The organism is Streptomyces violaceusniger Tu 4113 (assembly GCF_000147815.2).
Lineage (GTDB): Bacteria > Actinomycetota > Actinomycetes > Streptomycetales > Streptomycetaceae > Streptomyces > Streptomyces violaceusniger_A.
Genome location: NC_015957.1, coordinates 7,224,323 through 7,247,436, shown reverse-complemented (window position 1 = coordinate 7,247,436; position 23,114 = coordinate 7,224,323). Strand labels below are relative to the sequence as shown.

Annotated in this window: 21 protein-coding genes and 2 pseudogenes; 11 read left to right on the top strand and 12 right to left on the bottom strand. The window is 70.6% G+C overall.

The features are described from left to right. Positions 1–2 precede the first annotated feature (2 nt). Together STRVI_RS29525 and STRVI_RS29520 are read right to left on the bottom strand one after the other, a co-directional pair. Positions 3–1,454 carry an ATP-binding protein gene (locus tag STRVI_RS29525; protein WP_014059281.1) on the bottom strand — a complete coding sequence of 484 codons (1,452 nt, stop codon included), beginning with the start codon at positions 1,452–1,454 and terminating at the stop codon, positions 3–5. Further along, complete coding sequence (locus STRVI_RS29520; RefSeq protein WP_014059280.1) at positions 1,455–2,132, bottom strand: response regulator transcription factor; 678 nt, start codon at positions 2,130–2,132, stop codon at positions 1,455–1,457. 238 nt (positions 2,133–2,370) lie between these two features. On the opposite strand from STRVI_RS29520, the gene STRVI_RS29515 reads away from it, so the two are divergent. Both STRVI_RS29515 and STRVI_RS56110 read left to right on the top strand, forming a co-directional pair. Then, positions 2,371–3,573: an AbrB family transcriptional regulator gene (locus STRVI_RS29515; RefSeq protein WP_014059279.1), complete on the top strand. Its 1,203-nt coding sequence runs from the start codon at positions 2,371–2,373 to the stop codon at positions 3,571–3,573. A 38-nt stretch (positions 3,574–3,611) separates the two neighbouring features. Next, positions 3,612–4,094 (top strand): ATP-binding protein, encoded by a 483-nt coding sequence (locus STRVI_RS56110; protein WP_014059278.1) that lies wholly within the window; start codon positions 3,612–3,614, stop codon positions 4,092–4,094. 92 nt (positions 4,095–4,186) lie between these two features. On the opposite strand, the gene STRVI_RS29505 is transcribed toward STRVI_RS56110, so the two are convergent. The 4 genes from STRVI_RS29505 to STRVI_RS29490 all read right to left on the bottom strand — a co-directional run bounded on the left by STRVI_RS29505 (position 4,187) and on the right by STRVI_RS29490 (position 8,355). After that, on the bottom strand, positions 4,187–5,632 hold the full coding sequence (locus tag STRVI_RS29505; protein WP_014059277.1) for a hypothetical protein: 1,446 nt from the start codon (positions 5,630–5,632) through the stop codon (positions 4,187–4,189). Next, on the bottom strand, positions 5,629–6,465 hold the full coding sequence (locus STRVI_RS29500) for an undecaprenyl-diphosphate phosphatase (RefSeq protein ID WP_014059276.1): 837 nt from the start codon (positions 6,463–6,465) through the stop codon (positions 5,629–5,631). The genes STRVI_RS29505 and STRVI_RS29500 overlap by 4 nt, the downstream gene beginning before the upstream one ends. A gap of 94 nt (positions 6,466–6,559) precedes the next feature. After that, positions 6,560–7,777 carry a glycosyltransferase family 4 protein gene (locus STRVI_RS29495; RefSeq protein ID WP_014059275.1) on the bottom strand — a complete coding sequence of 406 codons (1,218 nt, stop codon included), beginning with the start codon at positions 7,775–7,777 and terminating at the stop codon, positions 6,560–6,562. Next, entirely contained in the window at positions 7,774–8,355 is a 582-nt protein-coding gene (locus STRVI_RS29490) for a DedA family protein (protein WP_014059274.1), read from the bottom strand. The genes STRVI_RS29495 and STRVI_RS29490 overlap by 4 nt, the downstream gene beginning before the upstream one ends. Before the next feature lie 142 nt (positions 8,356–8,497). Here STRVI_RS29490 and STRVI_RS29485 point away from each other — a divergent pair, with 142 nt between their 5' ends. Both STRVI_RS29485 and STRVI_RS29480 read left to right on the top strand, forming a co-directional pair. Beyond that, on the top strand, positions 8,498–8,875 hold the full coding sequence (locus STRVI_RS29485) for a BlaI/MecI/CopY family transcriptional regulator (RefSeq protein ID WP_014059273.1): 378 nt from the start codon (positions 8,498–8,500) through the stop codon (positions 8,873–8,875). Positions 8,876–8,890: 15 nt separating this feature from the next. Continuing rightward, entirely contained in the window at positions 8,891–9,826 is a 936-nt protein-coding gene (locus STRVI_RS29480; protein WP_014059272.1) for a M56 family metallopeptidase, read from the top strand. A 282-nt stretch (positions 9,827–10,108) separates the two neighbouring features. On the opposite strand, the gene STRVI_RS29475 is transcribed toward STRVI_RS29480, so the two are convergent. Both STRVI_RS29475 and STRVI_RS29470 read right to left on the bottom strand, forming a co-directional pair. Beyond that, complete coding sequence (locus STRVI_RS29475) at positions 10,109–11,476, bottom strand: protein kinase domain-containing protein (protein ID WP_014059271.1); 1,368 nt, start codon at positions 11,474–11,476, stop codon at positions 10,109–10,111. Between the two features lie 110 nt (positions 11,477–11,586). Beyond that, positions 11,587–15,012 (bottom strand): WD40 repeat domain-containing serine/threonine protein kinase, encoded by a 3,426-nt coding sequence (locus tag STRVI_RS29470; RefSeq protein ID WP_014059270.1) that lies wholly within the window; start codon positions 15,010–15,012, stop codon positions 11,587–11,589. 303 nt (positions 15,013–15,315) lie between these two features. Between STRVI_RS29470 and STRVI_RS29465 the strand changes: the two are divergent. From STRVI_RS29465 to STRVI_RS29455, 3 genes and pseudogenes are all read left to right on the top strand, one after another. After that, a pseudogene (locus STRVI_RS29465) lies at positions 15,316–15,579 on the top strand (IS5/IS1182 family transposase); the annotation flags it as partial. Positions 15,580–15,681: 102 nt separating this feature from the next. Then, positions 15,682–16,095: an LLM class flavin-dependent oxidoreductase gene (locus tag STRVI_RS29460; protein WP_043240182.1), complete on the top strand. Its 414-nt coding sequence runs from the start codon at positions 15,682–15,684 to the stop codon at positions 16,093–16,095. Then, positions 16,092–17,458: pseudogene (locus STRVI_RS29455) on the top strand (LLM class flavin-dependent oxidoreductase). Before STRVI_RS29460 ends, STRVI_RS29455 begins: the two are co-directional and overlap by 4 nt. A gap of 207 nt (positions 17,459–17,665) precedes the next feature. Here STRVI_RS29455 and STRVI_RS29450 read toward each other — a convergent pair. Continuing rightward, positions 17,666–18,241 carry a CGNR zinc finger domain-containing protein gene (locus tag STRVI_RS29450; protein WP_014059269.1) on the bottom strand — a complete coding sequence of 192 codons (576 nt, stop codon included), beginning with the start codon at positions 18,239–18,241 and terminating at the stop codon, positions 17,666–17,668. An 82-nt stretch (positions 18,242–18,323) separates the two neighbouring features. On the opposite strand from STRVI_RS29450, the gene STRVI_RS29445 reads away from it, so the two are divergent. Next, positions 18,324–19,499: an epoxide hydrolase family protein gene (locus STRVI_RS29445; protein WP_014059268.1), complete on the top strand. Its 1,176-nt coding sequence runs from the start codon at positions 18,324–18,326 to the stop codon at positions 19,497–19,499. A gap of 123 nt (positions 19,500–19,622) precedes the next feature. Here STRVI_RS29445 and STRVI_RS29440 read toward each other — a convergent pair whose 3' ends face one another. Further along, a complete protein-coding gene (locus tag STRVI_RS29440) occupies positions 19,623–20,459 on the bottom strand; it encodes a helix-turn-helix transcriptional regulator (protein WP_043236703.1) in 837 nt (278 codons plus the stop codon). A 102-nt stretch (positions 20,460–20,561) separates the two neighbouring features. On the opposite strand from STRVI_RS29440, the gene STRVI_RS29435 reads away from it, so the two are divergent. From STRVI_RS29435 to STRVI_RS29425, 3 genes are all read left to right on the top strand, one after another. Then, positions 20,562–21,242: an SDR family NAD(P)-dependent oxidoreductase gene (locus tag STRVI_RS29435; RefSeq protein WP_014059266.1), complete on the top strand. Its 681-nt coding sequence runs from the start codon at positions 20,562–20,564 to the stop codon at positions 21,240–21,242. A gap of 127 nt (positions 21,243–21,369) precedes the next feature. Next, positions 21,370–21,762 (top strand): ester cyclase, encoded by a 393-nt coding sequence (locus STRVI_RS29430; RefSeq protein ID WP_014059265.1) that lies wholly within the window; start codon positions 21,370–21,372, stop codon positions 21,760–21,762. A gap of 43 nt (positions 21,763–21,805) precedes the next feature. Then, the gene (locus STRVI_RS29425) at positions 21,806–22,084 is read left to right on the top strand and encodes an exonuclease domain-containing protein (protein ID WP_050993780.1); all 279 of its coding nucleotides are present in this window, start codon (positions 21,806–21,808) and stop codon (positions 22,082–22,084) included. A gap of 114 nt (positions 22,085–22,198) precedes the next feature. On the opposite strand, the gene STRVI_RS29420 is transcribed toward STRVI_RS29425, so the two are convergent. Together STRVI_RS29420 and STRVI_RS29415 are read right to left on the bottom strand one after the other, a co-directional pair. Beyond that, complete coding sequence (locus STRVI_RS29420; RefSeq protein ID WP_014059264.1) at positions 22,199–22,420, bottom strand: helix-turn-helix domain-containing protein; 222 nt, start codon at positions 22,418–22,420, stop codon at positions 22,199–22,201. Beyond that, the gene (locus STRVI_RS29415) at positions 22,420–22,911 is read right to left on the bottom strand and encodes a DUF2975 domain-containing protein (protein WP_014059263.1); all 492 of its coding nucleotides are present in this window, start codon (positions 22,909–22,911) and stop codon (positions 22,420–22,422) included. The genes STRVI_RS29420 and STRVI_RS29415 overlap by 1 nt, the downstream gene beginning before the upstream one ends. Positions 22,912–23,114 lie beyond the last annotated feature (203 nt).

Below are 23,114 nucleotides of genomic sequence, written 5' to 3'. Positions count from 1 at the left end.
GATCAGCCGGACGGGGGAACGGCCGGCAGGCGGATCACCAGGAGCGCCCCGCCGAGACCGCCGTCGTCCGGCGCGGGGTCCTGGTCGGCGTAGGCGGTGCCGCCGTGCGCGGTGACGACCTTGCCGACGATGGCGAGGCCGAGGCCCGAACCGCCGGCCTCGCGGGACCGTGCCTCGTCGAGCCGGGTGAAGCGCTCGAAGACCCGCAGCCGGTCCGCGGCCGCGATGCCCGATCCGTCGTCGCTGACGGTGAGTTCGACGGTGCCTCCGCGTTCGCTCAGGGTGACCCGTACCCGCTGGCTGGCGTGGCGGCGGGCGTTGTCCAGCAGGTTGCGTATGACGCAGCGCAGTGCCTCGGTGTCGCCCCGCACCCGCCCGCCCGAGACTCGCCGGGCGTCGATGTCCGCCCGGGCCAGGGAGCGCTGCCGACGGATCTCGGCCAGCACCACCTCGTCCAGGTCGATGACGCGCGCGGCCTGTGACCGCGGCCGGGCGGGGTCCTCGCTGCGGGCCAGCGCCAGCAGCCCCTCGACCAGGTCGTGCAGCCGTACCGTGTCCTCCAGCAAGGCGGCGGCCATCTGCGGGTCGCGGTCGGGGTCGGGGTAGCTGGACATGACCTCGAGCTGGGCCCGCAGGGCCGTCAGCGGGCTGCGCAGTTCGTGCGCGGCGTCGGCGACGAAGCGGCGCTGTGCGACGGAGGCGTCGTCGAGGCGGGCGAGCATGTCGTTGAGGGTGACGCCGAGGGCCTGCACCTCGTCCTGGCAGGCGGGCAGGTCGAGGCGGCGGTGCAGATCGGTCGCGGTGATGTCGGCTGCCTGGCGACGCAGGGTTTCCACCGGGCGCAGGGTGCGGCCGGCGGTGAGCGAGATCGTCCACGCCACCAGCGCGGTCAGCGCGGGCACCCCGATCACCAGGCCGGTGATCAGGCTGGACAGGGTGTGCTCGGCCTGGGCCAGGGACACCCCCACGACGATGGTGGAAGGCCGGCCGTCGATGCGGATCGGCCGGGCCAGCACCCGGAAGTCGCCCCCGTCGCCGACGTTGAGGCCACGGAGGGTGGCCGGATGCCCCGCGAGCACCTGCGGGGGGAGGTCGTTCGGGAAGTCGCTGGGGCTGCCCGGGCGCGTCTCGTAGTCGGAGCTGGCCGCCACCCTCCCGTGGGAGTCGAGCACCTCGACGACATCGGCGTCCCCTCCGTTGGAGGGGATGAGGGAACCCAGCCGGTCGTGCCGGACGAGGGCGGTGACATCGGACAGCCGCTGGCGGCCGGTACTGTCCCGGTCACTCCACATGGAGTGCTGGAGACCGAGCAGCAGTCCGAGGCCGGCCGCGATCATCGCGATCGCGACGACCATCGTGGCCCATATGGTGACCCGGGTCCGCAGGCTCAGTTTCCGGGTCAGCCGCCGCACCCGGCCGAGCACCGGACGCCCGACGTGCAGGCGTCGGGACATTCAGCCGCCCTTCCCGTCCAGCCGGTAGCCGACACCGCGCACAGTGTCGATGGCGGACCGGCCGAAGGGGATGTCGATCTTGCGCCGGAGGTAGCCGACGTAGACCTCGACGATGTTGGGGTCGCCCTCGAACCAGGCGTCCCAGACCTGGGCGAGCAGATCGGTCTTGCTCACCACCGTGTCGGGGTGGCGCAGCAGGAACTCCAGCAGGCCGAACTCGCGCGGCGTCAGGTCCAGGCGCTCGTCGCCACGGCCGCACCGGTGGGCGGCCGGATCCAGCCAGAGATCACCCGCACGGAGTACCGGAGACCGCTGTGGGGCACTGCGGCGCAGCAGCGCGCGGATCCGGGCCAGCAGCACCACGAACGAGAACGGCTTCGTCAGATAGTCGTCCGCACCGAGGTCGAGGGCGTCCGCCTCGTCGTACTCGCCGTCCTTGGCCGTGAGAATCAGTACGGGGGTGGCGATGCCCGCGGCGCGCAGGGTCCGGCAGACGTCGTAGCCGTTGCGGCCCGGGAGCATCAGGTCGAGCACGATCACGGCGTAGTCGTTGTGCCTGATCAGGCCGAGGGCCTTCTCGCCGTTCTCGGCGATGTCCACGCCGAACCCCTCGGCGCGCAGCCCGCGGTCCACGGCGAGCGCGATGTTCTGCTCGTCCTCGACCACCAGCACCTGCACGCGGCATCACCTCATGACCGTACCGACGGGGGTCGCCCGGAAGACTGATCCTCGATTGCGAGTCTAGAGGCCGGACCGCAGGTCGGCCGCGCGTCTCTCAGCGGGCTCTCAGGTTCTCCTCAGCGTTCACTCAGCGCTCTCAGCATGCGCACAGCGCGTACCCGGCACAGTGGAGAGTGCCTGCTTCGCACAGGCGTCGAGTCCAACGGACCCGCACCTTCGACGAAAGGCGCCCATCGTGGCACCGACTTCCGCGCCGTGGCGCACGGACGATCGTCCGTCCCCCACCGCCAGTACCGCGCCGAAGCCCGCCCCGCGCACCACCGAGCCCCGCGTCTCCCGCCCAGCTCCCACCGGACTCTGGGCCCTGATCATCGCCGGGGGGTACGCCGCGGGCCTCGCGGCGGACGCCATCGGCCTTCCCGCCCCCTACCTGCTGTCCTCCCTGCTGGTCGGCGCCGTCCTGGCCCTGTGCGGAGGGATCCGCGACCGGCTCCCCGCGCCGGCCAACCGGGCCTCCCAGGCACTGGTCGGCGCCCTCATGGGCAGCTACCTCACCCCGTCCGCCCTCGTCTCCGCCGCGCCCGTCGCGCTGCCACTGACCGTGGTCACCGCGGCCACCATCGCGCTGAGCGTCGCGATCGCCTGGTTCCTGGCCCGCGGTGGCCGCATCAGCAGGCCCAGCGCCGTCCTCGGCATGGTGCCCGGCGGTTCGGCCGCGATCGTCACCTGCGCCGACGAGCTGAACGCCGATGTGCGGCTCGTCGCCTTCACCCAGTACCTGCGCGTCGGTCTGGTCGCCACCACCGCCCCGCTGGCGGCCCACTGGATGACCTCCGCGTCCTCCGCCGCGGGCGGTCATCCGGCAGCGGGCGGTGCCGCCGGATCCGGCCTCCTCCACCTCGTCGCCGGGTCGGACCAGCTCACCGGCCTGGTCACCCTCGCCGCCATCGCCCTCGTCGGCTCGTGGGCCGGCCGGCGGCTGCGGGTGCCCACGCCGGTGCTGATCGGCCCGATGCTGGTCGCCCTGGTCGCGACGTTCAGTGGCGCCCTGCCCGGCTTCGCGCCGGTCGGGGTGCTCCAGAACGTCGTCTTCGTCCTCGTCGGCCTCGACGTGGGCGTACGGTTCACCCGCCAGACGCTCCTCAGCGTGCGGCGCCTGCTGCCCCCGATCCTGGCCTGCATGGCGGTCGTCTGTCTCGGCTGCGCCGGGCTGGCGTGGGTCTTCGCAGGCGTGACGAGCATCCCGTTCACCGACGCCTACCTCGCCACGACCCCCGGAGGGATCAACGCGGTTCTCGCCACGGCAGTCTCCTCCCATGCGAACGTCGCCCTGGTCTCCACCGTCCAGAGCCTGCGCCTGCTGGTCGTCGTCCTGGTGACCCCGCTGATCACCCGGCGGCTGGCGGCGGGCCGACGACCTGCCCCACTCACCGCATGACCTGCTGACCCAACGCCCAGCCGTCGAAGGGACCGCCTGTGCGGGCCACCGCCCGCATGGGCCGGCGGTGGGTCGCGCTCGTCGATCGCGGAAACGGATACGTCGAGGCATGCGACATCGTGCGGTGGCCGTCCGACGGGGCGGCACTGGTCGGGCCCATATGCGGCACGGGCGACGCGGCCCATGGGGACAAGGGCTGTGTCGCCCGTGCTGACCGTCACCCGGGATTCCTGGCCTACGAGCGCCGGTCACAGGTCGTCGGAGTGCGAACGCCGGCCGGTGCCAACGCCGTCCGCTACGCCCGTTCCACCGTCACCGTGATGGGACGGCCCAGGGTCCGGCGGCGTGGCGATCGACATCACCGCGACGACGGGCCGGGAGTACCGGAGGTGTCCGTCGGAGAGTTCTGCCAACCGGGGCGGCGCGCCGATCCCGGCGACGGTCACCACGGAGCGGGTCTCGGGCTGCCGCTCGCGTGCCGTCTGGCCCGCTCCGCGGGCGGCGAGGTGTTCTGCGCCTGAGCCCGGTATCCAGCCGGAGGCGTACGAGATGTCGACTCCAACCCGCTGCGCAAGCAGGACTTGCCCGCGGCCGGTTTCGGCACGGCCGCCGGTCAATGGGGAGGCGTGTAGGCCGTGAGCCCGGCGCCCGGCAGGGGGTGCGGGGTCCAGGTGCGGGCGTAGCGGGGAGGGCCGGAGTGGGCCCTGGCGAGGATGGCGGCGGGTTCGCGGGCGGCGCGGTGCAGCAGGGCCTGTGCGGTGGTGTTGCGGTTGTTGCCGCCGACGTTGGCGGAGGCGCAGCCGGCGTCGTAGCCGATGGGTGGCGCGTGAGTGCCGCTGACCAGGCAGGGCGGGGTGAGTCCGAGGCGGCGCAGGTCGTGGGCGGCGGTGCGGTAGCGGGCGGCGGTGGCGCGGGCGGTGGCCGTGTTGCGGTCGAGGACCTTGTACTGCGCGGACAGGTGCAGGGCGAGCAGCGCGGCTGCCAGCCCGGCGGCCAGGGCGCGGGTGCGGGGCGGGCGGATGGCGTGCGCGGAGTGTGCGGCCAGGGTGGCGAGCGGAGGGGACAGCAGGGCGTAGACGGGCAGCAGGAAGCGCGGCGCGGAGTAGCCGATGAGCAGCAGGTAGGGGATGCTCAGCGTGGCGGCGCAGGCGATGGGGAGCAGGATGACCGCGTCGCGCCGGGCCCGCCAGGCCAGGACGCAGGCGATGAGGGCGAGGGCGGGCAGGGCCAGCCACCACAGGGTGAGTTCGGGGTGGGTGAGCGGGACGTGGCAGGGGCGGCAGAGCAGGGGGCCGTTGAGGCTGCGCCATGCCATGCCGCCCGCCCAGCGCGCGCCCATGCCGCCCTCGGTGATGCTGGAGAGGCGCAGCCGGGCGCCGACCCCGCCCCAGCGTACGTACGCCTCCGCGATCCACTCGGCGCCACCCACGGCGAACCCGCCGACGACGGCGAGCGCGGGCGCCGGTCGCCGCCAGGCCGGGACGATCGCGCACGCCGCGAGCAGGGGCAGGGCGAGCCAGACGCCGTCGGAGAAGCGGAAGCAGGTGGCGGCCGCGACCATGGCGCCCAGGCCGAGCAGGGTCCGCCGCCCCGCAGGGGGGTGTGCGGCCCGCAGGAAGCAGCCGACGGCCGCCACCGCGGACAGGGCCACCCACAGGTTGGGCATGGCCTGCGGCCCGTAGAGCAGGGTCGTCCACAGGCCGGCGAACAGCAGTGCGGCCAGGGCGGTCCGTCCGGGGCCGAGCATCGGCTGCCAGACGCGGTAGGCCGCGTACAGGGCGGCGGCGGACAGCAGCGCCAGGACGACCCGGAGCACGGTGGTGGAGTCGGTGACGGCGAGCACGGGGGCGGCCAGAAGGCTGATGCCACGCGAGCGCGGGGCGCTGAAGTACGCCGCCGGGCGGTGCGGGTCGACCTGGGAGAGGTACACCGTTTCGTCCCAGCCCAGCCCCAGATGCGGTACCACAAGGGTGAGTTGGGCTACGGCATAGGCGAGGGCTGCCAGCACCAACCACGGGATCCGGCGTGGCGGGCGGATGACCTTACGCGAAGCGATCACGCGGTGAGCGCCCCGCTACCCAGCAGGCCGAACAGCAGCAGGCCGATGGCGATGCGGTAGACGACGAAGGCGTTGAAGGAGTGCTTGGCGATGAACTTCAGCAGCCAGGCGATCGAGGCGTAGGCGACCACGAACGAGACGGCGGTGCCCACCACGAGGGGGACGGTGCCGACCCCGGCGCCGACGGCGTCCTTCAGCTCGTACAGGCCCGCGCCGGTCAGCGCCGGGATGCCGAGGAAGAAGGACAGGCGGGTGGCGGCGACCCGGTCCAGGTCGAGGATGAGCGCGGTGGACATGGTGGCGCCGGAGCGTGAGAAGCCGGGGAAGAGCAGCGCGAGGATCTGCGAGCAGCCGACCAGCATGGCGTCCTTGAAGCCCGTGTCGTCCTCGCCGCGCTTGTGGCGGCCCATCTGGTCGGCCACCCACATCACGCCGGACCCGACGATGAGGGAGCCGGCGACCACCCACAGGGATGCGAGCGGGCCTTCGATGAGCGGTTTGGCGGCCAGGCCCACGATCACGATCGGGATGGTGGCGTAGATGACCCACCAGGCGAACTTGTAGTCGTGGTGGTACCGCTGATCGCGGTGGGCGAGTCCGCGGCCCCAGGCGGAGACGATCCGCACGATGTCGTTGAAGAAGTACACCAGCACCGCGGCGATCGCGCCGACCTGGATGACGGCGGTGAAGCCGACCACGGAGGTGTCGTCGACCGGGATGCCCATCAGTCCTTCGGTGATCTTCAGATGACCGGTGGAGGAGACGGGGAGGAACTCCGTGATGCCTTCGACGATGCCGAGGATGGCCGCTTGGCCGATGCTGATGGCACTCATCTGGATCCGTTTCTGTGGTGGTGGGGTGGAGGTGGATGGAGCGGGCCGTGTTCGCTGGGGAACGGCGCGGCGACCGCGGTCAGCGGAATCGGGGTCAGCGGCGCAGACGGCGCAGGGCCCGGCCCGCGCGGTTGCGCCAGTGGGCCTTGCGGCGCTGCCAGGCACGGGGGGAACGCGTGGCCGCGAGGTCGCCGAACAGTTCCTCGTAGGCGTGGGCCACATGGGCCGGATCGAAGCGGCGGGCCGCGGCGCGGGCGGCCTCGCCCATGCGGCGGCGGCCGGACTCGTCGGCGATCAGGTCGCCCAGCGCGGCGGCCAGCGCCTGCCGGTCGCCCATGGGGACCAGGCGGCCGTCGACGCCCTCGTCGATGATCTCGGCGGGGCCGAGCGGGCAATCGGTGGCGACCACCGGTATGCCACAGCGCATCGCCTCGACCAGCGTCATGCCGAAGGACTCCGCGTCGGAGGCGGAGGCGACGATCGACGCCTTCGCGAACTCGGCCTCGATCGGGGACACCGCGCCCATCAGCACCGCCCGGCCTCCCAGACCCTGCTCCTCGATCAGCCGCTGGAGCCGTTCCTTGTCGGCGCCCGCGCCGTAAACGCGCAGCGACCAGTCGGGGTGCTTGGCGGCGACATCGGTGAATGCCTCGATGAGCAGGTCGAACCGCTTGGCGCGCACCAGCCGTCCGGCCGCGGCGATGACGGGGGCGCTGCCGTCGGTGGGCGGCAGGCCGGGGTCGGGCACGCTGTTGGGTATGGCCAGGATCCGCACGCCCGGCAGCCGCATCCTCGCCCGGTAGACGGCCGCGTCGGCGTCTGTCGTGGTGACCACGGCATCCAGGTCGCGGTACTGGCGGGCGAGTTGGGCGCGCAACTTCTTGGTGTGCGTGTCGTGGGTGAGGTGTTCCTGGGCGATGCGCAGCGCCCGGGGCGGGGCGAAGCGGGCCAGGTACACATTGATGCCCGGCCGGGTGCCGATGATCACGTCCGCGTCGCAGCTCCGCAGGTACTCCCGCGCCCGCTGGTCGGTGAGGCGGCTGTACTGCTTGTACCGCTTCTCGGCGGTGGGGAAGACCTCGGCCGGCCGGTGCAGCAGCGGATCGCCCTCGTCCGCACTGTTCTCCCGTATGTCGACCAGGGGCACCACCGTCACCCGTGGATCGATGACGAACCGCGGGCGGGTGCGGTGGCGGAGCATCGACACGATCGTCACCTCGTGCTGGTCGGCGAGCACGCCGGCGAGATTGAGTGTGGTGCGGATCGTGCCGCCGATCGCGTACACATTGTGGATCAGGAAGGTGATCTTCACTTGGCGCTCCCCACGGTCGGCTCCGCGGCGATGGGGGTCCGGCGGGACCTGAGCGCTTCCAGGGCAAGTGGCAGCAAGGAGACGGCGACGATCACCGCGACCAGAGGGAGCAGGCAGCGGTCGAGGTTCGGGATTCTCGCGCCCAGGGCGTAGCCGCCGACCACCAGGCCCGCCGTCCACACCACGCCTCCGGCCACCTGCCACAGTGCGAAGGTGCGGGCGGGCACCCGGACCATCCCGGCGAGCGGGTTGAGCACGGTCCGCAGGACCGGGATGAACCGGGCGAGCACGATTGCCCTGCCATGGCCGTAGCGGGCGAGCAGCTCCTCCGCACGCCTCACCCCGTCGATCAGGTGCCGGCCGCGGGTACGGACCGGCACGGCCCGCCCGGCGCGGCGGCCGATCAGATGGCCGGTCTGGGCGCCGAACAGCGCCCCGGCCGCGGCAGCGAGCAGCGCACCGGGCAGGGAGAAGCCGATCAGCAGCCCGGTCTCGGCGAACAGCGCCACGAAAACCCCCGCCGTGCCGAACGCTGTCAGCAGTTCGGCGGCATCCAGCGGGTTGAGGGCCAAGGGCACCGCAGGGTCCTTTCCGGCCGTGCCGGCCGAAGGCAGAGTTCTGCCGGGCACGCGTGCATGGCACACTTGGGAGACAACAGCTTTTACACCCGTGTAGGAGTCCTACGCGAGTGTAGGTGATGAGAGAGGGGAGGCCAACCGCATGGGCATCCGCACGCCAGGACACGGGCCCAAGCGGCCCAACGGTGCGCGCGAGGCCGAGATCCTCGAACTGCTGCAGCGGGCCGACGGCGCGCTGACCCCCCGGGAGGTCACCGAACGCCTCGGCGACGAGCTGGCCTACAACAGCGTGGTGACGATCCTCACCCGGATGCATACCAAGCAGTTGCTCACCCGCACCCCGCGCGGCCGGGCCTACGCCTACGCCCCCGTGACCGACGACCCCGGCTTCGCCGCCCGCCGCATGCGCTCGGTCCTGGAAGAGCGGTCCGACCGCCAGGACGTCCTCGCCCGCTTCGCCGACGAGCTGTCCACCACCGACGCGGACCTGCTGCGCCAACTGCTCGACCCCGACCAGTAGGAAGAGGCGGCCCAGATGCGCATCGCCGTCTACATCCCCCTGCTGCTCTCCCTGCTCGCTCCCCTCGGAGTACGCCCCCTGGCGGAGCGATGCGAACCCCGCCTGGCGACCTGGCTGCTCACCGCCTCGGCCTTCGTACTGGGCACGGCGACCACCATCTCACTGGGGCTGCTGGCCATCACCGGGCTGATCCGCTTCCCTGAGCCGGCCGGCCTCGGCCACTGGTCGGCCCACACCGCGCAGCGCGACGATCCCGCCGAACTGTCCGTCGCCCTGGTCGCCGGGCTACTGCTCGGCGCCGCCGTCCTCATGGCCGCCCGCATGCTCTGGCGACGCGCCCGCACTCTGGCCACCGCCGCCCTGGAAGCTGCCTGCATGCCCGCCGAAGACGGCCTGGTCGTGATCGAGGACGAGGCCCCCAACGCCTTCGCGATCCCCGGCCTGCCCGGCCGCGTCGTCGTCTCCACCGGCATGCTGCACACCCTGGACGAAACCGAGCGCCACATCCTGCTCGCCCACGAACGCGCCCACCTGACGGCCCACCATTACGCCTTCGTCGCCCTGACCCAGCTCGGCGCCGCCGCCAACCCCCTGCTACGCCCCCTCGCCACGGCCGTGACGTACACCATCGAACGGTGGGCGGATGAGAACGCGGCCATCGCCACCGGCGACCGCGAGCGGGTCGCCCGCACCGTCGGCAAAGCGGCCCTCGCCGCCCACAACGTCCCCGCCCGCACTCCGGGCGCCGCTCTGGGCATCCTCGGCCGCCGCACCCCACTCGCCGCCGCCGGACCCGTGCCCCGCCGCGTCGCCGCCCTTCTCGCTCCTCCCTTCGGCCGCCACCCCGTCCTCGCCGCCGCGACAGCCACGGTCCTCGCCGCCGTGACCCTGTCCACTGCCGAAGCCGCCCACGACCTCCACGTCCTGCTGGAGACCGTTGGCGCCCGGTGAGCCGGTCGGCTGCCCAAGGTGTGGGGCCGGCGGTCCGGGGGCGTGGGCTCCCGTTGCAAATCATCGGGTTTTGTTCGATGCAGGGCGCCAACTGTTGGACTTGCAGGCCGTTGTCGGTCTCTGTCGGTGCGTTTCCCCGAGGTTCGGGGAGTGCGCCCCGCCCCTCCTGGTGAGCTGGTTCACAGCAGTGTCGAGCAAGTCCGCTGTGAGCGGTCCGCGGACCGCGGTCTTCGGCTCACGGTAGCTGGCCGGTTTCTCCCGCGTAACTGCCGCAGTCAGGGCTCACCGCCCCGCCCGCTCCAGCGCCCCGCGCAGCGCCGCCGCGCTCGCGCAGCCGATCTCGGGGTGCTCCCGCAGCGCCGTGTCGATGACCTCCGCGAGGCGTCGTGGGATGGCCGGGTCGCGGCGGCGGATCGGGATCGCCGGCTCTTGCAGGACGACCTGCCAGGGGTCCTTGGCGCGCGGGAACTCGCGCGGGGGCCTTCCGGTCAGCGTGTGGTAGATGCAGGCGGCCAATGCCCAGACGTCCATGGCGGGGGTGGCCTTGCGGAAGTCGATGACCTGTTGGCGCGGCATGAACATCGGTTTGCCCGCTGTGGTGCCGGTGCGTGTCAGCCCGCTCAGGCCCGCCTGGTCAAAGGCCTTTCCGATACCGAAGTCCGCGATCTTCGCCGTCGTCGAGCCGTCGGTCTCCCTGTGCAGCAGGATGTTGGAGGGGCTCAGGTCGCGGTGGACGACGCCCTGCCGGTGCGCGTGTTCCAGGCCCTTGAGCGCCTGCACCGCGATGGGCACCGCTTCCTCGACCGGGAGTCGCCCGCCACGTTCGGCGACGAGCCGGTCCAGGCTGCCGCCGGTGCAGAACTCGGTGGTCAGATAGAAGGTTCCGTATCCGAAGCCCGCGTCGTGCAGCGCGACGACGTGCGGATGCTTCATTGCCCGGGTGAGCGCCACCTCGCGCAGGAACCGGGCGCGCGCCGTCTCGCTCGCCGCCACCTTCGGCAGCATCACCTTCAGCGCCACCTCGACGCCGGTGGCCTCGTGCCGGGCCAGGTACACCGCGCCCATGCCGCCACGGCCGAGCTCCCGGATCACCGAGTAGCCGCGGATGGCCTTGAGGTCGGCGCGGCCGCCGTGCGCCAGCTCGAGCAGCAGTTTGAGCACGGCGTCGGGCCGGGCCTGACAGGCGGCGCACAACAACTCGCCGGGGCGGCCGCCCGCCTCGTCGCCCAGCTCGCGCTCGCACTTGGCGCAGCGCGCGAGCCTCAGCGTGGCGACCTGCGGCCGCGTGATGTCGACGCGGAACACGGTGTCACCGAGGCGGATCCGGTCGCCGTCCCTGAGGTCGTGCTCGGGGTAGGAATCCGCGACGGCCTCCTCGGGGGTGAGGCCGCGGCGCCGCTGGCCGATCTTCTCGCCGTTGACGTACGTGCCGTTGAGGCTGCCGAAGTCGCGGATGCGGATGTCCGGCGGGTTGATGTCGAGCAGGCAGTGGTGGCGGGAGACGGTCTTGTGGTCGGGGTCGTCGGGCAGTTGTGGCGAACAGTCGGTGGAGCGGCCGAGGACGCGGGTGGTGCGCTCCTCGAAGACGTACGCGCCGGGCTCGACCCGGCCCTCGACGAGGGTGAGCGTGATGGTGGCCGAGGGCGTCACAGAGGATCGTCTCCTTGTGTGTGAGGGGAGGGCTCCGGAGGGCTTCGGGGACGAGACGGTGAACCTGAGCGTGCCGTCTGCGGCGTCGGACCGTACGCATCCCGCTCCGCTCAGTCGGCCACCAGCTCCCAGTCGAGGTCCCAGAGCCGGATGCCGTCGTCTCCCGCCGAGACCAAGTTGCGCAGGTCGGGGGTGAGTTCGAGGTGCCGGATGCGTTGTTGGTGCCCTTCGAGCACGTGCAGGCATCGGCCGGTGGCGACCTCCCACATCCGTACGGTTCTGTCGTGGCCGGCCGAGAAGGCGAACCGGGCGTCGGGTGTGAACCGCACGGCGGAGACCCAGCCCTCGTGCCCTGCGAACTCGCGTACGGACCGCCCGGCGCCGGCGTCCCACAGCCGGATCGGTTCGTCCTTGGCGCCCGAGGACATGACCTGGTGTGTGGACATGGCCAGGCGGCCGTCGGCGCTCAGGCACGCCGACAGGATCGGTTCCCGGGGGCCGGTCCAGGTCCGCAGGCAGGCTCCGGTGTCAAGATCTCGCAGCCGGACCACGCCGTTGCTGTCGCCGACCGCCGCGAGCCGCCCGTCCGCGGATGTGGAGATCACGTTGACCGGGCCGTTCCGGGTGATCGTCGCGATGCAGCGGTCGTCGTCCAGGTCCCATCGGCGCAGGACACCGTCGCCGCTGCCGAACCAGGCGTATCTCCCGTCGCCGGTGAACCTGATGGTCCTCCTCATGTCCCAGTCCGGAGTCAGCCGACGGCACTCGCCGTCCGCCAGCCGCCACCGAATGATCGCGAGTGGCTTGGTGCCCTCGCACAGGACGTGCCGGCCGTCGTCGCTCAACGCCACCCCGCCCACCCTGCCCGGGTGATCGTCGAGGGCGCGCGTGCACGCGCCGCTGTCAAGATCCCACATGCGTACGGTGCCGTCGCTCTGCCCGCTGACGGCGAGCCGGACACCCGCGGCGACACCGATCGCCGTGACGGCGCCGTAGGAGAGGTGGCCGGCGTCCAGTGGCCGCGACCAGGCGGAGCGCAGCCGTACGTGGCGCGCCGAGCGGCCCAGTTCGTGCCAGGCGGCCAGGACCTGGGGCGCGCGCTCGTATCCCGGTATCTCCCGTGCGCGGGTCAACAGGCCGAAGGCTGACCGGTGTCGGCCGTCCGACATCGCCTGGCGTGCTTCGGCGAGCAGTCCCTCGGCCAGTCCGCCGAGCCGGCTGACCTCCGCGTACTCGCGCGGCTTGATCACGTACGGCTCGGCGGCGTATTCGGTATCGGGCAACCGCCAGCGATGCATGGGCAGTTCGGGATGCCCGCCGACGGAGCAGCCGAACCGGTCGTCGCCGTCGGGGAATCCGACGTGGTGCATCCCGTACGCGTGGGCGGTGAAGGTCCGCAGACACCGGCCGCTGCTCAGCTCCCAGATCTGAACGGTGTGGTCGCCGGTGGTTCCGGACAGCAGCAGCCGCCCATTGTCGGCGAAGGCCAGGTGACCGGCCGCGGCGGTCAGCCCCGTCAACGTACGCAACGCACCGGCCTGCCGGCCGTCCCGCACATCCCACAACCGGATCACCCGGTCCTCGCCGGCCACCGCGACCATCCACCCGTCGGGACTGAAGCACAGCGCATGCGTCGCCGAGCCGGCGGCCAGCACCCGGCACCGGCCATCGGCCACGCTCCACAGCCGCGCCCCGTCCTCCTCGGCGGTGAGCACATGGCGCCCGTCGGCGCTCACCTCGTACTGCGAGCCGTCCAGGGCGCCGTCCTCGAGTGCTGCCCCGAGCGACCAGCGGGGGGTCCCGGTCCGCGGTTCCCAGACCTGGACGCGCCCGTCCACGCCCTGCCACACACCGATGCGTCCGTCGGCGCTCAACCTGACCGGGCACCCCGTGGCGCGTGCGGCGGAGCGGATGACGCGGGTACACCTGCCTGCCCCGAGATCCCAGAACTGCACCGTGCCGTCGCGGCTCGTGGACAGTGCGTACGAGCCGTCAGGGGTGAGGTCGACGCCGAGCACCTGCGTGCGGTGGCCCTCGACCGCCAACCGCTGTGCGCAGGTCGCCGTGGACCACAGCCGGAGCACGCCGTCCCAGTGGCCGCTCAGCGCGAGGCGTCCGTCGGGAGTGAACCGGATCGGCAGGTAGCCCATCACCTCGTGCCGGGCGAGCAGTTCCACCGGCGCGAACGGCAGCGCGAACGGCTCGCGGAACTCGCGGGTGCCGGCGTGGCGGGCATCGGCCACGGTTCCGGAGGCCGCCACCCGCAGCGCCGCCCGTACGTCGGTGTCGTCGGGCCGTTCGCGCGCGAGGGCGTCGAGCAGGTCGTGTGCCGCCGCGAGGTCGCCGCGTTCGAGGTGGACCCGGGCCAGAAACAGCCGCACCTGCCAGGAGGACGCGCCGGACCCACGCGGGATCGCCTCCAACCGGGCGACGAGTTCCCCATCCGTGATCGCCCCCGTACGCCACCGGAACAGGCCACCGTTGTACACGGCCCCGACGTGGTGCGGGTCGACCGCGAGCGCCTGGTCGAAGGCCTGCTCGGCGTCGGTGGCCCGGTCCAGGTCGAGGAGCGAGAGGCCACGGTTGTTGAGCTCGTCGGCGCGCAGATCGGCGGCCTGCGACGTGGGACGCGGATACGCCGAGCCGGTCGCCTGCTCGTAGATCCCGGTCAGTACATCCGCGATGTCCGCCATCGAGGCCGGCCGGTGGGCCGGGTGCTGCCGCAGGCAGCGCCGGAGCAGGTGGGCGACCTCCGGCGGCGCCGCGACCGGATTCGAGGGGTCGGCCAGGTATTCCTCCAGCGCGAGACCCGCGACCGAACCAGCCGCCCAATGCACACCGCCGGTGAACATCTCCAGGACCGAGACCGCGAAACTGTAGACATCGCTGCGCCGCCCGACGGGCTCGCCCGCGAGCTGCTCCGGGGACGCGTAGCCGACCGTCATGCCGCCGGACGGCACCAACACGCTGACACCCGGCGCCACTTGGAGGTCGGCCGGGGCCGTGGCGGCCTTGGACCGGGCGAGACCGAAGTCGGTGATCTTCGCGGCGCCCGTGCCGTCGAGCAGAATGTTGGCCGGCTTCACGTCCTGGTGCACCAGGTCTCTGCGATGGGCGTGCTCGAGCCCACGGGCCGCTTGGACTGCCGTGTCGAGAACACGGGCGAGGGCCTGCCGCGCATCCCCGGCGTGGAGGCGCCCGTCGCTGATCCACTCGGCCAGGCTGCCGCCGTCGACGTACTCGGCGAACACGCGGGGGACACCGTCGATCACCCGCACGTAATGGCAGGCGCAGACGTTCGGATGGAGCCCGAGGGACACCCACGCCTCGGCCTCCCTGACGAACAGCTCCTGATCGCCGGGGCTCCGGAACAGCTCGGGCCGCGAACTCTTCACCGCCATGTCGATGCCCCAGGCGAGATGCCGTACCCGGTGCACGACGCCCATCCCGCCCCGGCCAAGCTCGCCGATCACCCGGTACCGGCCGTCGACGGTCTCGCCGGTCACCCAAACGGCCGGCGACGTAGGTGCGTTCACTGCGATTCCTATCGTGATTGCGGCAGAAGTCGCTGTCCTGGAAGGCCCGGACGCAGAAGGCCCCGTTGTCAGATTTCGACGAGGGTCAGTATGTGACGTCGTCGATCCTGGTGTCGATGTTTCAGGCTCACCGCGGGGGCGCGGGAGCGCGCCGTTCAGTCCTTCGCCGAGCTGCCCGCCTGCGGGGGGCCTGAAGGGTGTCACCCCCGCTGGCGCGGGGCCGACGCAGCCCCCGCGAGCGGGCATGGCCGGCGCGAGCTGGGGTATGGCGAGCAAATGCATGCCGCCGACAAGGCTCGCGCCCTACTCGCCGAACGCGGTGGCCTGCGCGGCCGGATTGCCCACAAGGGCGGGGAGGCCCCCATCCAGGCCGGCCAGAGGTGGCACGCAGAGCGCACCCACGCCTGGCAGAACGCCTTCCACCGCCTCGCCCGCTGCTACGAGCGCCGGGCCGTCGTCATCGACGCCTTCTTCGACCTCGCCGGCACGATCATCACTGTACGTAGCCTGATCCGTCAGGCATGGACGACCCACCGCTGGGACGAACGCCCGCATCGTCGACCATAAGCACACGCCAATCCGCGCGACCGTTGAGCTGAGCGCCTCACGACACGCCAGGCAAGCAGCAGTCACGGGAAGAAGCCAGCGGTACGGGAGGGAACCAACCGCATGCCTGTCGAGTTCATTGGCATGATCAGCACCAGGGACCAGTCGGAGACAAGGCTGAACGGCGGCCCGGTCATCGACAAGGACTTAACCGGGAAGTCCGCCCCCGCCCACGAGGACGCCGGGTTCGACCGAGTGCTGACCGGCTGTGCCTCATCGCAGCCCGACGGCCATCAGGCCGCGGCCTACGCCGCCGCGCACACCGAGCGCCTCGGCTTCCTCGTCTACCACGGCCAGTACTACCAGGTCGAGAACCACTACTCCGGCTACTCCGGCGTCAAGTCGGCCCAGCAGCCGAGGATCAGGCTGTACTTCGGCGGCTCGTCCGAGGCGGCCCACCGGGTCGGCGGCAAGCCCGCCGACACCTGCGCCCTGTGGGGCGAGCCCCTGGCGGAGAGCGCGGGAGTGGCGGCATGAGCGCCCAGAAGCGGCAACTCAAGCTGGGCGCGATCACGATGGGCGCCGGCGGCCCCGGCCAGCCCTACCTCTGGCTCGACGAGGACCTTCCGGTCGATGCCAGCGTCAGCATCAACTGGTATACATCGAGCAGGCCCGCCTGGCCGAGGAGGCCAAGTTCGACCTGGTCTTCATGGTCGACGGTCTGTTCATCACCGCGGACTCGGCGCCGCACTACCTCAACCGCCTTGAGCCGCTGACCCTGCTGTCGGCCCTGGCGGTCAGCACCAGCCACCTGGGCCTGGTCGCCACCGTCACCACCTCCTACAACGACCCGTTCAACATCGCCCGCCGCCTCGCCTCCCTGGAGCTCATCTCCGGCGGCCGGTCCGGCTGGAACGTGGTCACCACCGGCGACGCGGGCGCCGCGGGCAATTTCTCCCGCGACGAGCACTACGACTACGACACCCGCTACGCCAGGGGCCTGGAGTTCGTCCAGGTCGCCCAGGGCCTGTGGGACTCCTACGAGCAGGACGCGTTCCCGCGCGACCGTGCCACGCGCACCTTCCTCGACCCGGCCAGGCAGCACGCCCTGAACCACAAGGGCGAGCACTTCCAGGTCGCCGGCCCGCTGAACGTCTCCCGTTCCCCGCAGGGCCGGCCGGTCATCTTCCAGGCAGGCGACTCCGAGCAGGGCCGCGACCTCGGCGCCACGATCGGCGAGGCCATCTTCACCAACGCTTCGTCCATCGAGGCGGGCCAGGCGTTCTACAACGACATCAAGACTCGGGCGGCGAAGAAGGGCCGCGACCCGCGGCACATCGTCGTCATGCCCGGTACCTCGGTATTCGTCGGCGACACGGACGACCAGGCCAGGGAGATCGAGCACGAGATCCAGACCAGGGACAGGGACTTCGACCGATCCCTGGCAGGACTCGGCCGCCCGTTCGGCTGGCACGACTTCCGCCAGTACGACCTGGACGCCCCGTTCCCGCAACAGGCCCTCGCCCACGCGGAGCGCGGCTTCCGTACCAACGCCGAGAAGATCGCCGGCAAGGCGAAGGAAAAGGGCTGGACGCTCCGCCAGACCGTGGAGTTCATCTCGAGCCCGCGCCCGACCCCGTTCGCGGGATCGCCGGAAACGGTGGCCACCCGGCTTCAGGAGTGGTTCGAGGGCCGCGCCCTCGATGGCTTCAACTACCCCATCGGGCACCCCAGCCAGTGGCGGCGTTTCCGTGAGGAGGTCGTTCCGATCCTCCAGGAACGCGGCATCGTCCGCACCGAGTACGAGGCCACCACCCTCCGCGGCAACCTGGGCCTCCCGGTACCGGAAAACCGCTACACGAAAGCCCGCGAGGAGGAGTCCTCCTCGCTGAGAGGCTGAGCGGTCGCGCGGATCGGCGTGTGCTCATGGTCGGCGATGCGGGCGTTCGTCCCACCTCTGGCCGGCCTGGATGGGGGCCTTCCCGCCCTTGTGGGCAATCCGGCCGCGCAGGCCACCGCGTTCGGCGGTAAGGGTCGGAGGCGGGTCGGAGGCGTAGCCCGCGTTGTCGCAGGCGTGGGGCCGACTTGGACGCACCGAGGGTAATGATCACTCCGCTGATCTGGGTTTGTTGCGCTGGTTGGCATTGAAGCGCGCTTTCTTCTGACGATTCCCGCACGTGTTCATGTCACACCATTTGCGGCTGCGACTTTGGCTGGTGTCGAAGAAGGCGGCTTGGCAGGTTGGTGATGCACACAAGGCCAATTTTCCGTCGCGTTCGCCTGCGATGATGCTGATCGCGTCGGCGGCGATCACGCTGAGGGCATCTTCCACGCAGGAAGCCGAGCTGAGCCGCCATTGCCGCTTACCCTCGGGCGTCAGGATAGCCGCGGCCCGACCCTGAGCGCTGCAGTCATTGATGACTTGGACAGCAGACGCAGGGAGAGCGTCCTGGATCGCGGCCGCTGTCGCGGCGGCGTGAATCGACTCCCTCAGTTCCCGGGCGAGGTGGAGCTGGGCAGTGGTGCAGGAGTCCACGGCGAGGCCGTTCACTGCCAGCCAGTCGACGAGTCGGTGTGGCACGGGAATGCGCTCCACAGCGTCGCCATGCCGCTCCGACAGAGTCCCCGTGAAGCTGGTCGCCAGCACGCTACCGAGGCGGAAGTCAGGGAACCGAACACGCATGGAACCACCTTAGGGGGTTGCAGCGTGGCTCGGAGAACTGCTAGAACCGCCTTAGCCGGTTCCGCGATGGCCAGGAGGTCTCATGCCCCGTCCAACCAGCGACGTGCAAGCGTTTGAAGCCCACGCAACTGACGCTGACCTCGACGATCTGCGCGCGCGATTGGCCGCGGCGCGGCTACCGGAGGCCGAGACGGTCTATCGCGCCGCGCCCGACCCTCGCCGATGGGAACAGGGCGTTCCGCTCGCCGACCTCGTCGATGTCGTGGACTACTGGCGCACCGGATACAACTGGCGGTCATTCGAAGAGCGCCTCAACCGCATCGGCCAGTTCCGCACGACTATCGATGATCTGGGAATCCACTTCCTGCACCGCCGATCGGCGCGCGCGGATGCCACTCCGCTGATCATGACGCACGGCTGGCCGGGCAGCATTGCCGAGTTCATCGATGTCGTGGACGAGCTGGCGGATCCGAAAGACGCGGACGCGCCGGCGTTCCACGTCGTGGTCCCGTCGTTGCCGGGCTTTGGTTACAGCGACAAGCCGGCCACCACCGGATGGGGACTCGAAAAGATCGCGGCCGCATGGGTGGAACTGATGGGACGGCTCGGCTACAGCGAGTTCGTAGCCCACGGCGGCGACTGGGGAGGTCCGATCACCACGGTCCTCGGCGGCAGGTTCCCGGAGCACGTTCTCGGCATCCACACCACGACCGCGCAGGCACCGCCCGGGTTGACCACGGACGGGCTGACGGCGGCCGAGCGCAAGTGGACCGAGGAAACGCGCGACTTCTGGGATGGCCCCCGCGCGGCGTTCGCGAAGCAGCAGGCGACCCGACCGCAGACCATCGGCTACTCGCTCGTCGACTCACCGGTCGGGCTTCTCGCCTGGATCCTTGACAAGTTCGCCGCGTGGACAGATACCGAAGACAGTCCGTTCGAGACGATTTCCATGGACAGGGTTCTTGACAACGTCACCCTGTATTGGCTGACGCGGACCGGCGCATCGTCGGCCCGCATTTACTACGAGAGCCACCTCTCACTCGACCCCGAACTTCGCGTCGACGTCCCGTCCGCAATCATTGTGTATCCCTACGACATCGAGAAGTGTCCGCGCGGCTGGGCACAGGAGCGGTACCGACAGATCGTCCGATGGAGGTCCCCAGATTTCGGGGGACATTTCCCGTCGCTGGAGGTTCCCGAGTATTTCGTCAAAGACCTGCGAGAGGGCCTCGCGGCAGTGCTGGCCGCTGATCGGTGAACGCGGCTGGGTGCCCCCGACTACACCCTCAACTGCGAAGAGCCGCCGAACCCCCGCTACACTCCCCACCGCCAGGCCGTTGACCAGGAGAGATACAGAAGTCCCGCTGGATTGCCAAGGTGGTCAGCTCTGCAGTTCCTGGAGCGCGATCACTCGCAGCAGGTCAAGCTTCTGCTCGTCCTCGGAGCCCGGTGCGGTCGTCATTATCACGATCGTCTGGTCACCTGGGCCGCCGGTGAAGGTGTCGCAGTCCACGACGATGTCCCCGACCAGGTCTGTATGCACAGTCTTGCGGCTGCTGCGTAGTTCCCCGACGGTCCCGGCCTTCCAGCGCCGGGCGAAATCGGGGGATGCCCTGATCAAGCGGTCGATCAGCCGTGGGATCTCCGGATCATCCGGATAGCGGCCGGCCGCGGAACGCAGGTGGCCGACGAGGTCCCGCGCGTAGGCTTCATCGTCCTCGAGTGTGTGCGTCACCGGGATGGAGCCCTCGAAGTACCGCCAGGCGACATTACGCTCCAGCCGGGTCTGACTGGACGGGTCACCGAACAGGGCGGCCCAGACGGGATTCCACAGCACCAGTTCGTAGATCGCGGTGTGCACGGCCACGGCCACCGGGGCGTTGCGGAACCGGTCCACCATCCGCCGCGCGCTCGGCGTGACGTGCCTGGGCACGTGTCCGGCAGACGGTATGGCCGCCCCGGCGACGCGGAACAGGTGGTCGCGTTCGGCGTCGGTCAAGCGGAGCGCCCGGGCCAGTGAGGTCAGTAGCTGCGGGGAGGGGTTCCGGGCGCGGCCCTGCTCCAGACGGACAATGTAGTCCACGCTCACCCCGGCGATCAGGGCCAGCTCCTCGCGGCGCAGGCCGGGTGTGCGCCGGTTCAGGCCGGGGGGTAATCCGACATCTTCCGGGCGAGCTCGGTCCCGCCATGCCCGGAGGATCTGCGCGAACTCGTCCATGCCCTCCATGGTGCCCCGGGATCCAGCGAAGCGGGTGGTACTGCCGTTCCCACCGTCGAACAGTGCCTGTCAGCCGGCCCGGCGGCGGCGCAGAGTGGCGGCATGACCACAACCCTGGTGACCGGCGCCAACAAAGGCCTTGGTCTGGAAACCACCCGCCGCCTGATCGCCGCAGGCCACACCGTCTACGCCGGCATACGTGACCTGGCCTCCGGAGGCGCCGCCCGGGAATTCGGCGCGATCCCGGTCCAGCTCGACGTCACCGACCAGGACAGCGTCGACAAGGCGATCGCGGCCCTGCCCGAACTCGACGTGCTGATCAACAATGCGGCCATCGTGGGCACGTCGTGGGGCCTCGACGACCTGGACGTCGAAGCGATGCGCATGGCGTTCGAGACCAACGTCTTCGGCATCGTCCGGGTCACTCAGGCTGCCCTGCCCCTGTTGCGGCGCTCGTCCAATCCAGTGATCGTCAACGTCGCCTCGGGGCTGGGCTTTCCCCGCGCCCTGCTGGACCCGGACGACGACTCCTTCAACGGATACATGGTCCCTTACGCCAGCTCGAAGGCCGCTGTGATCACGCTGACCGTGCAGTACGCCAAGAACCTGCCCAGGATGCGGATCAACGCCTCCGACCCCGGCTACACGGCCACCGACCTCAACCAGCACAGCGGTCACCAGAGCGTCACCGAGGGTACGGACGCCACGGTCGCCTTGGCCCTGCTCGGCCCAGACGGCCCCACCGGCGAATTCCACAGCCGCCGGGGTCACATCACCTACTGAACTCGAACTCGACGAACAACCGTGACGACCAACCTCGCCCGAGACCCAATCATTTTCGCACCCACTAGTTGCATCTATGCGCAGCCGGGCGACCTCGCCCAGGGGGAGAGGAAGAAGGAAGATTCTCGTGACTGACAGCGATCTGCGTAACTGGTATCTGCGGTACATCGCGACGCTCGACGCCCATGAGCTCGACAAGATGGACGAGTTCATCGCCGACGAGGTCATGTTGAACGGCGAGTCGGGGACCAGGGACAACGTCATTGCCGATATGAAGCACAGCATCGATGCCGTTCCGAACCTTCACTGGGAGGTCAAGGAACTGCTGCTCGACCGCGACCGCATCGCTGTGCGCGTCGTCAACACCGGCACCCCGGTGAAGGAATGGCTCGGCGTTGCTCCGACCGGCGCCTCGTTCGAGATCGTCGAGTACGCCATCTACAAGGTCAGCGACGGCCGATTCGCGCAGATGACAAACCTGCATGATTCCGCCGATGTGCCTCGGCAGTTGACCGCCTGACCTTGGGGCGAGGGGCGGCGGATACCCAAGAGGGTGTGTCGTCATGACGCCGCTCGGCCGCCACCTCGGTCGGAACCACCCCCGCTGGCGCGGGGCCGACCCGGAGACGGCCGAGCGGCGGGTGCTCGACACGCTCCGCCTGGCCAAGGCCACGTACCAGGACTTGCCCCGCTACAGCCTCGACGCCCTGATCAAGCACACCGCGCCGGACCTCGCGGCCGCTCCCGCCCAGCGGCACCGTGCCACCTACGACGCCTACGCCACGGCGCAGCTCCTCATTACCACGGGCGGTCACTACGACACCTACCACCACGCGGCGTGAGCCAACGGGAAAATCGGCGGTGCGGTCGACGTACAAGGTGGCGGCAGTGTGCGGTCCGCGTGCCGTGTCGCGGGCCGGTGGTGTCAGGCGTTTTCACGCCCGCCCGGGGGCACGTCATTCGCTCGCGGCGTCCTCGGCCTCCCAGCGCAGCAGGTCGCCCGGCTGGCACTTGAGCACCTCGCAGAGCGCGGCGAGCGTCGCGAAACGCACCGCCTTGGCGCGGCCGTTCTTGAGTACCGCCAGGTTGGCGGGCGTGATCCCTACGCGGTCCGCGAGGTCGCCCACGGACATCTTCCGCCTGGCCAGCATCACATCGATGTCGACGACGATCGGCATCAGATCACCTCGTCCAACTCGGCCTGCATCTGTGCCGCTTCGACATCGCGCGCGACGGCCTGGGCGAGCAGCATCCGCAGCACGAGCACGATGAGCGCGACCCCCAGGATGGCCACGCCGACCCCGCCCATGATGACGGTGACGCCCGGGTCGGCCCGCTGGCCCGGCGCATTGAGGGCCGTGACCGCGAACCACAGGAGGGCAGCCGCCACGATCGCGCCGATCACGGCGTCGACGTACCGGAAGGCGGCGTGGGAGAACACGGTTCCGCGTCGCACCATCGTCACCAGCCGCCATACGCTGACCAGGGCGACCTGGGCCGACCCCATGCCCAGGATCGTGATCACGCGCAGCGGGGTCAGCGGCAGCGACCCGTCCTCCGGGTCGCTCCCGCTGACCAGCACCCACATCATCAATGCCTGCACGAACACGGTGCCGGCGAGCACCACCACGAGCACGGCGCGAAGCGCACGCACTGCCAGCTTTCCCATGTCCCATCCTTCCATCGAGTTGCGATGGGAATCTATCGAGTATCGATAGATGAATCAAGGGTTGAGGCGGAGGGCGGGCGGTGGACCACGCCGAAGCCCTGGTCCGGGATCCCGGACCTCGCATCCTCCTGGCCCGGACCACATCACCCGAGCTTCCTGGCATCCCCACGTCTCAGATGAAGCAGTGCGTCCGGGGGCTGCTC

Bases quoted from the DNA above. Each gene is read 5' to 3' on its own strand.
- STRVI_RS29415 (WP_014059263.1), bottom strand. From the start codon at position 22,911: ATGGGAAAGCTGGCAGTGCGTGCGCTTCGCGCCGTGCTCGTGGTGGTG.
- STRVI_RS29500 (WP_014059276.1), bottom strand. From the start codon at position 6,465: ATGAGTGCCATCAGCATCGGCCAAGCGGCCATCCTCGGCATCGTCGAA.
- STRVI_RS29460 (WP_043240182.1), top strand. From the start codon at position 15,682: ATGCCTGTCGAGTTCATTGGCATGATCAGCACCAGGGACCAGTCGGAG.
- STRVI_RS29445 (WP_014059268.1), top strand. From the start codon at position 18,324: ATGCCCCGTCCAACCAGCGACGTGCAAGCGTTTGAAGCCCACGCAACT.
- STRVI_RS29450 (WP_014059269.1), bottom strand. From the start codon at position 18,241: ATGCGTGTTCGGTTCCCTGACTTCCGCCTCGGTAGCGTGCTGGCGACC.
- STRVI_RS29420 (WP_014059264.1), bottom strand. From the start codon at position 22,420: ATGCCGATCGTCGTCGACATCGATGTGATGCTGGCCAGGCGGAAGATG.
- STRVI_RS29480 (WP_014059272.1), top strand. From the start codon at position 8,891: ATGCGCATCGCCGTCTACATCCCCCTGCTGCTCTCCCTGCTCGCTCCC.
- STRVI_RS29435 (WP_014059266.1), top strand. From the start codon at position 20,562: ATGACCACAACCCTGGTGACCGGCGCCAACAAAGGCCTTGGTCTGGAA.
- STRVI_RS29525 (WP_014059281.1), bottom strand. From the start codon at position 1,454: ATGTCCCGACGCCTGCACGTCGGGCGTCCGGTGCTCGGCCGGGTGCGG.
- STRVI_RS29440 (WP_043236703.1), bottom strand. From the start codon at position 20,459: ATGGACGAGTTCGCGCAGATCCTCCGGGCATGGCGGGACCGAGCTCGC.
- STRVI_RS29425 (WP_050993780.1), top strand. From the start codon at position 21,806: ATGACGCCGCTCGGCCGCCACCTCGGTCGGAACCACCCCCGCTGGCGC.
- STRVI_RS29485 (WP_014059273.1), top strand. From the start codon at position 8,498: ATGGGCATCCGCACGCCAGGACACGGGCCCAAGCGGCCCAACGGTGCG.